1 protein-coding gene is annotated in these 301 nt (G+C 42.5%); it reads left to right on the forward strand.

Translation table 11 applies throughout. The features are described 5' to 3' along the window. Positions 1–301: GNAT family N-acetyltransferase (locus PZE06_RS28025; RefSeq protein WP_275792407.1), on the forward strand; the 301-nt coding region annotated here is incomplete at both ends.

Consider the following 301-nt stretch of genomic DNA (forward strand, 5'->3'; position numbering starts at 1 on the left):
TGAATTAGTAGCTGTTGAGGAAGGGCAACTGATTGGATTGTTAGATATTGAGTACGAAACGAAGGAAGGAAGCGTTTGTTCTAGGGGAACCGGAATTGGTGGGATGATATGGTATATAGCCGTCCATCCTGATTTTCGCAGTTCTGGTGTTGGCGGCAGATTGCTCCAAGAGGCAGAGCGAAGGGCAAGAGCTGAAAATCTTAGCCGTTTAGAAGCATGGACAAGAGATGATGTATGGGTTCAGGCTTGGTATGAAAAGAATAGTTTTAACAAAGTTGATTCCTATTTACATGTTTATCTA

Origin of the sequence: Robertmurraya sp. DFI.2.37, from assembly GCF_029211245.1 — a bacterium.
GTDB lineage: Bacteria > Bacillota > Bacilli > Bacillales > Cytobacillaceae > Robertmurraya > Robertmurraya methanolica_A.